The sequence below is a fragment of the Insulibacter thermoxylanivorax genome (genome assembly GCF_015472005.1).
Classification (GTDB): Bacteria; Bacillota; Bacilli; order Paenibacillales; family DA-C8; genus Insulibacter; species Insulibacter thermoxylanivorax.
Genome location: NZ_BMAQ01000011.1, coordinates 43592 through 51086 on the forward strand (window position 1 = coordinate 43592; position 7495 = coordinate 51086).

Sequence of the window (7495 nt, forward strand, 5' to 3'; positions counted from 1 at the left end):
ATGTTAGACATCACAAAATCACGGGGTGAATATTAAATATTTCATGAAAGATTCAGGGAGTCATGAATCTTTGGTGAATGTCTAGTGAAATCGGATAACTTCTTGCTCCGGCCTTTTGAGTTTGCGCTGCAAGCGAGCCAGTCGATGATCGATCTGCTGCAGCAGTTCCCGATCCGTCCGCCGGCCCCGTTCCAAGGCGAGACGCCGCTCGACCAGCCTGCGGGCGCGCAAGGTGCAATGCAGGGCAGTTTCGAGATCCCTCGCCCGATGTTCGTAATACATCGCAAGCTCGATCAACGGCTCCCAAGCATGGAGCATTCCTGCGGAACGCTGGATATAGAGACGCCACAGGGCAGCAGCCTTATCATGTTCATGCCAGCGTTTGTACAGTGCAGCAGCATCCAGGAGCTGCTGCCGCCCCATCCTCTTGCTGCTTACCCCTGCCGCCAGCACTTCCTGCGCCCGCCGCCGCATCCCTAACTTGTCCAGCCAAGCAGACAGCCGGACAACTTCCTCTGCACCAAGCTGAAGATCGCCTATAGCCTGCGTCAGCAGCCGCTGGAAATGAACAGCCAGCGCTGCCAGGGATAGAATGTCCCGTTCATTGTGCGTGAATACCTCTTCAACATCGCTGACATGGCGGGAACTCAAGTACTGCATATACCGGACGGGGGCCTCGGACCCCGGGAGATCAGCGCCGCGATGATAACCCAGCCGCTGCCCCTCTACGATGCTCAAACGGCACGAGGGCAGTTCATGCTTCCATAAGCTGCGCGCGGGGTAGAGCAGATCGATCTGGGCCGGTGCCGCCGGCGGCAGGCGGTGAAGCACGAAGCGATTCATCAACACGGACCAGTCGAAGGCGCGTCCGTTGTATGTAACGATGTAACTGAAGCGCTCCAGTACCTTGCGAAAGTAAGCTAATGCATCATATTCCTCAGCTGGACTGCGTATGAACAACTGCTCAACGACGAATGCTTCATCGTCAAGGAAGCCGTATCCGATCATAAAGGGAACGTTCCCCGCACCGATCCCGAGCCCGGTCGTTTCGGTATCGAAGAACAGCACTTCCTGCGGGTGTAACGGCTGTTTGCCCGCTGTACTTAAGGCAGCCAAATGTTCATCGAGCTGCCTAAGTTCGCCTAGACGACAGAGACCATGCCTATGATCCAAGCCATAGCGTCTCGCCCTGCGAATGAATGCCCCACCCTCGCTGTGCCAGATCTCCGCATCGATCCGTTTCCAAGCAATCTGCTCAGCGTCGTATCCATCAGCATCAGCTGCACCGCCCCCTTGTACTTCTCCGCTGCGCGCCGGCTGATCCCGCTCTTCATCGTGCGTTTTCCGGCTCTCCGACTTGGTCAGCCTGCGCAGCCGATCCCTCAGTGCGCTCATTCGCCGTCGCCGTCCATCCAGTCAAGAGATGCCGCCGTCTCCCGCAGCGGGTCCTGCAAGTACAAGCTCGCATCATCCAGCTGCACCGCCGTTGCTTCCCTCGCCAGCTTCAGTGCCAGCTCTTTGCCTGTGATGCCGACCTCTTCGATCGGACCGACGCAGGCCGGGCAGCCGCTGAGGCAGCCGCAGCCGGCGATCAACGCCTCCGCCTCACGCAGCAGTTCGTTGTGCAATTCATACAAACGCTCGCTGAGACCGATGCCCCCTGGATAGCGGTCATACAGATAGATCGTCGGCTGCTTGGTGTGCACGGACTTCACTTGGGGGACGACCCGGATATCCAGCGGATCGCACATCAGATAGAGCGGTGCCAGATGCACCAGTACATTGGACAGTCCAAGCAGGGCAAACTGCATATCCTGATTGCTGAACTTCACCGTCACTTGTTCGCCGAAGGAGATCCAATAGCTGCTCGTATGCAGTTCTTCTTCAGGCAGATGGATCGGACCGGAGCCGATATTCTCGTGGGTGCGCAGTTTGATCTTCTTGAAGATCGTCGGCCGGGCATTCACCGTGACTTCACCATAATGTTTGGACACCGCTTCGCTTTGCTGCACCCGATCCTCATGCAGCACCTTCAGCTCAACGGCCAGATTCGCATCGGTATAATAGTCGACATTGACCTCGCGGACGTAGGCTTTTTTCTCCTCGTAGTCGAGCTTCTCCACCTGATACTGGGTGCCTTCGTGAATATAGATCGCTTCTTCATGAATCAGCGTCGGCGCGCTGAAGCGATCCACTTCGCCGATCACGCGGTGGCCGGCGGTGGTATCGATGATGACGAAGTTCTCCTGCGCCGCTGAGCGCAGCGAGATATTGTTCGCCGGGAAAGACTGGGCCATCCAGTACCAGCGGTCTCCTGATTCATGCAGCACGCGCTCTTCCTCGAGGAACTCGAGCAGATCTTCGAGGCGCTCTTCGCCGAACTTCTCCCCCCTTTCGAAGGGGAGTTCATAGGCCGCACACTTCACATGATCCAACAGGATGATCAGATTATCCGGATGGATGCGGGCCTGTTCCGGGGAGCGGTTGAAGAAGAACCCCGGATGCTGAACGATATATTGATCAAGCGGATTGCTGCTGGCGACGAGCACCGTCACCGCGACATCCTGCCTGCGGCCGGCCCGTCCTGACTGCTGCCATGTGCTGGCGATCGTTCCGGGATAGCCGTTGATGACACAAGCTTGCAGCTGACCGATATCGATCCCCAGCTCAAGGGCATTCGTACTGACGACGCCGCGGATCCTCCCCTCGCGCAGTCCCCGTTCGATCTCCCGCCGCTGCTTCGGCAGATACCCGCCGCGGTAGCCGCGAACCGCATCCTCGCCGAGCCTCTTCTTAACGGCTTCACGGATATACGTCAGCAGGATCTCCACCCGGGCCCGGCTGCGTGCGAAGACGATCGTCTGGATGCCTTGATTGAGCAGCAGCGAAGCCAGTTTCTGCGATTCCAGCACGCTGCTCCGCCTGATTCCAAGCTGCTTATTGACCACGGGCGGATTGTAGAAGATAAAATGTTTCTCCCCCGCGGGCGCGCCGTTGCGGTCGATGAGCGTCGTCTCCTCACCAATCAAGCGGTCGGCGTGCTCCTGCGGATTGGCAATGGTCGCTGAAGCGAGAAGAAACTGCGGTTTCGAACCATAGAACCTGCATATGCGTTTCAGACGGCGGATCACGTTCGCCACATGGCTGCCGAAGACGCCGCGGTATGAATGCACCTCATCGATCACGACATACTTCAGATTCTCGAACAGCTTCACCCACTTCGTATGGTGGGGCAGGATCGCTGCATGCAGCATATCGGGGTTGGTAACGACGATGTGGCCGGCATTGCGGATCACCTGCCTCACCGTTGGCGGCGTATCCCCGTCATAGGTATGGGTTTTGATGTCCGCTTCCATGCAGTCGATCATCTCTTGCAATTCCATCACTTGGTCTTGGGACAGCGCTTTGGTAGGGAACATATAGAGTGCGCGGGAGCTGGTATCCTCCAGGATGGACTGCAGCACCGGCAGGTTATAGCACAGCGTCTTGCCCGATGCCGTAGGGGTTACGGTGACAGTATGCTCTCCCCTAAGCGCGGCTTCGAAGGTCAACGCCTGATGGATATAGAGCCTTTCGATTCCCCTGCTGCGCAGCGCATCCTTCAATTGCTCATGCATCGCCGCCGGAAACTCCGCATACTCAGCTTCCCGTGCCGGGATCGTCTGCCAGTGGGTAATATTCTTCGCGATCTCCGGCGTTTCCTTAATATATGTAAGCACCTCTTCCATAGAGGACATCGTACCGGTTAGACGATTCATAAGGCAGCACCTCCAGTTCGTTGCCTCAATTACGTCCATTGTAACAGAATGCACGTTCGCATGACAATTGATCCTTCTTGCTTACCAAAAAAGCGTCCCCGTCATGCTGCCATGAGCCGACGGGGACGCTTCCCATATCACGCATCAGATAATTCCTCAATCCTTCATAGATCGTAACAACATACTTCCCATATCATTACAAAAGCATTCCATCCGCCATTTAGACGGCGGCAAACTCACCGAGATAGGAGAACTTGATCCGATCGACTCTGACCTGGTATTGGCTGGATGGGCTGTTGATCATGATCTCATCGCCTGCAGATGCTAGAAGCAGATGTTTGCCAAGCGGCGACAGGAAAGAGATGCGGCCCTGATCGGGATCTGCTTCTGTCGGATATACGATGGTATATTCCTCCTGGAAACCATCGTCCAGATAAGTGATCGTCACACAGCTTCCCAGCAGTGTGATGCTCTGCAGCGCCTCCTCCAGCCCCTCGTCATCGCGGGTTAGGATCTGCTCTAGTGCGGCGATATAATCGCGAAGGAGCTTGTCAACTTGCTGCCGTTCTTTGCTGTACTCCTGAAAATAAGTATCAAGGAAAATCGGATGTTGCTCATCGAAGAATGTCAGCTGCTCCACCAGATGTTTGCGTGTTCCTTGAAGATGGTTATAACTCATTGCTGAGATCTCCTCCGATTATGACGATATTAGACCAATTACTGTTATGCATATCCATATCCTCCTTATCCTAAATAAGCAATCATAAATACAAAATCGCGGATTCGGTCGATATCCGACTCCCCCCGCTTCAATCAATTGTAAACGTTATCATCGTTAATTATATAAATATGAACAAACTCTATGTTGATCTATACTAAAACACGCAAATGAATCTGCGCTTTCGGATCAGGGCAGGTCCACCCTTCCTTATGGTCTATGGAAAACACCCCTCCTAACTCAGTCTATTCTGGCAATGAAAAATGGCCTTCGCCGTCCATCTGCTGCGGTCTGCCGAAAGCCTGGTTCTTCATCTGCCGGGATGAGGAGCCATGTTATAAAGACATAAGCTGCTTAATATGTGCAAGAAGACATCTCGCAACGACAAGCGAGATGTCTATAGTCTAACTATATCACCATTGGTAATGGATGTCAATACAGTTTGATGTTGGGATAATAAGGGTGGGATAGTATTTCCATTACTCGCTCACTAATCTTTCCATGATCGGGTCACCGGCCTTCTCCTTCTCTTCGGTTGTCCTTTGCGTTTCTTCAACTGATGCTCTACGAGCCGATCCAGCCGCACAAGCTGGAGGCCGTATTCATACACTGCTGAACCGATCAAGACGAGATGGATGTGGTGCGGATCCAGCTGATTGGCTTCCTGCAGAAGCTGCTTCATAAACCGCTCATTGCTCTCTGCGGTCTGTTTCGCATATATCCGGGTCTGCTTGGCTTTGCCGTCGACCTTAAGCAGGATATATTCATGATAACGAATCAGTTGATCAAGATATTCATGGATGGTCTTAGCAAAGTGTTCGTCTCTACGCGATTGAAAATAATGCCCGTCGATGGCTTCTAAGATGTTGGCTCCCTTGTTCAGCGCCTTCAGCATGTGCTTGTAGATCACGGTCTGCCGGGCATCGACATGTTTGATTCTGGCCATGCGGCGCTGCTCTTCATGGTAGACATGATACATCTCCGAACATTTGAGCAGTCCTTGGTCGAAGTTCTGCCGTTTATGGCGGAAAGCCAACTCCGTCATCTCATCGGAGATCGCTGTGCGGAGAAGCAGGGACATCGAAGCAAATACATCCTTCACCTTCTCTTCATACATCTTGCGCACATTAGGCGGCGCGATGGCTACATTCACTAACAGCGATGAGATGATGCCGACGAGGATGATGGAAAATCGATTGACCGCAAATTGAATATCGTCGCCGGGCGCTTCCATGATGATCAGCACGGTGACCAAGGTCAAGCCGATCGTCTCCCCCATTTTGAATTTCAGACAGAACGCGATGACGAGGACGGCGACGATGCCGATCGAGAACAGATCATTGCCGATGAATTGGCTGGCGAGGAAGGCGATCACTGCCCCGACGGTGTTCGCTTGAATCTGCTGCCACACATGGCGCCAAGTTCCATAGAGAGATGGCTGCATGACGATGACGGCAGCAACGGGCGCCAGCACCTCGGGCTGAAGGCCGAGCAGCCGGCATATGTATAGACTCAAACTGATCGCAAGTCCTGTCTTAAGCACTCTTGCACCTAATGTCATACTTTCTCTCCTGTCCCCATAACGATATAATCCCTCGCCTTGTCCCCTGCCTTGCGGGAATGCGTACGAGAGATACACTAAGTGTATATGCAGTCATCCCGACAATCAAGTCTTACGGTCACCGTGTTTCAATTTCGCCTGATCGATATGTTATAATTCCAATATTACATACACTCACTCAAGGAGGATTCACATGGCAACATTCCAAACGAACTTAGAAAAATATGCACGCCTCGCAGTGGAAGTAGGCGTGAATGTACAGCCTGGACAAACCTTAGTCGTGACAGCCCCCCTTGTCGCTGCCGACTATGTTCGCTTAGTGGTCAAACGCGCCTATGAAGTCGGTGCCAAATACGTTCATGTCGATTGGCACGATGATGAAGTAACGAGACTGCGCTATGAACTGGCGCCTGAGGATTCCTTCGCTGAATACCCCATCATGTGGCGGGCGAAGGGCTGGCAGCAGATGGCAGAAGAAAATGCCGCCTTCCTCTCCATCGTCGCGGCTAACCCCGATCTTCTGAAAGGCATCGATCCCGTACGCATCCAGCAGGCGAACAAGGCCCTGGGAAGCGCTATGCAGCCCTTCAGAACCTATACGATGGCCGATAAAGTCAGCTGGTCGATCGTTGCCGTTCCTTCACAGGTATGGGCGGACAAGGTCTTCCCGGATCTGCCGGAATCTAAGCGCGTTGATGCGCTGTGGGACGCGATCTTCAAGGCAACCCGCATCGATCAAGAAGATCCGATCCAAGCCTGGAGAGAGCATACCAAGGTGCTGGACAGCAAGGCTGAACGCTTAAATGAACGCCGCTACCGCGCCCTGCACTTCAAGGCACCCGGTACGGACCTGACCATCGAACTGCCTGAAGGGCATATCTGGGTGAGCGCTGGCAGTTATAACGAGAAAGGCACCTTATTCATTGCGAATATGCCTACGGAAGAAGTATTTACCGCACCGAAGCGCGACGGCATCAACGGTACGGTCAGCAGCACGAAACCGCTCAGTTACGGCGGCAATCTGATCGAAGGCATCAAACTCACCTTCAAGGACGGCAAGATCGTCGATTTCTCTGCGGATAAGGGATACGAAACCTTGAAAGGCTTGATCGAAACCGATGAGGGTTCCCGCAGTCTCGGTGAAGTCGCGCTGGTGCCGCATGTCTCGCCGATCTCACAGACGAACCTCATCTTCTACAACACCTTGTTCGATGAGAATGCCTCCAACCATCTCGCCATCGGCAAGGGATATGCCTTCTGCATCGAAGGCGGCAAGTCGATGAGCGCGGATGAGCTCAAGGAGAAAGGAATTAACGACAGCCTCGTACACGTGGACTTCATGATCGGTTCCGCGGATATGGATATCGACGGCATCCTCCCCGACGGCAGCCGTGAACCGGTATTTCGTGGCGGTAACTGGGCTTTCTAATTCCAATCGAATCCAAGGAAAACCATCAG

At 53.9% G+C, this 7495-nt stretch carries 5 protein-coding genes; 1 reads left to right on the forward strand and 4 read right to left on the reverse strand.

Annotated elements, in window-relative coordinates; translation table 11 throughout:
- Positions 1–81: 81 nt before the first annotated feature.
- From PRECH8_RS07030 to PRECH8_RS07045, 4 genes are all read right to left on the reverse strand, one after another.
- Positions 82–1395 carry a ribonuclease H-like domain-containing protein gene (locus tag PRECH8_RS07030; RefSeq protein ID WP_200966391.1) on the reverse strand — a complete coding sequence of 438 codons (1314 nt, stop codon included), beginning with the start codon at positions 1393–1395 and terminating at the stop codon, positions 82–84.
- Positions 1392–3758 (reverse strand): DEAD/DEAH box helicase, encoded by a 2367-nt coding sequence (locus PRECH8_RS07035; protein ID WP_200966392.1) that lies wholly within the window; start codon positions 3756–3758, stop codon positions 1392–1394. The genes PRECH8_RS07030 and PRECH8_RS07035 overlap by 4 nt, the downstream gene beginning before the upstream one ends.
- Positions 3759–3978: 220 nt before the next feature.
- The gene (locus PRECH8_RS07040; protein WP_200966393.1) at positions 3979–4437 is read right to left on the reverse strand and encodes a GreA/GreB family elongation factor; all 459 of its coding nucleotides are present in this window, start codon (positions 4435–4437) and stop codon (positions 3979–3981) included.
- 529 nt (positions 4438–4966) lie between these two features.
- On the reverse strand, positions 4967–6037 hold the full coding sequence (locus PRECH8_RS07045; protein ID WP_200966394.1) for an FUSC family protein: 1071 nt from the start codon (positions 6035–6037) through the stop codon (positions 4967–4969).
- 193 nt (positions 6038–6230) lie between these two features.
- Between PRECH8_RS07045 and PRECH8_RS07050 the strand changes: the two genes are divergently transcribed.
- On the forward strand, positions 6231–7466 hold the full coding sequence (locus PRECH8_RS07050) for an aminopeptidase (protein WP_200966395.1): 1236 nt from the start codon (positions 6231–6233) through the stop codon (positions 7464–7466).
- The last annotated feature ends 29 nt before the right edge of the window (positions 7467–7495 follow it).

What these genes read in the sequence shown, in the direction of transcription:
- PRECH8_RS07030 (WP_200966391.1), bottom strand. Translation starts at nt 1,395, where the DNA reads ATGAGCGCACTGAGGGATCGGCTGCGCAGGCTGACCAAGTCGGAGAGC.
- PRECH8_RS07045 (WP_200966394.1), bottom strand. Translation starts at nt 6,037, where the DNA reads ATGACATTAGGTGCAAGAGTGCTTAAGACAGGACTTGCGATCAGTTTG.
- PRECH8_RS07040 (WP_200966393.1), bottom strand. Translation starts at nt 4,437, where the DNA reads ATGAGTTATAACCATCTTCAAGGAACACGCAAACATCTGGTGGAGCAG.
- PRECH8_RS07035 (WP_200966392.1), bottom strand. Translation starts at nt 3,758, where the DNA reads ATGAATCGTCTAACCGGTACGATGTCCTCTATGGAAGAGGTGCTTACA.
- PRECH8_RS07050 (WP_200966395.1), top strand. Translation starts at nt 6,231, where the DNA reads ATGGCAACATTCCAAACGAACTTAGAAAAATATGCACGCCTCGCAGTG.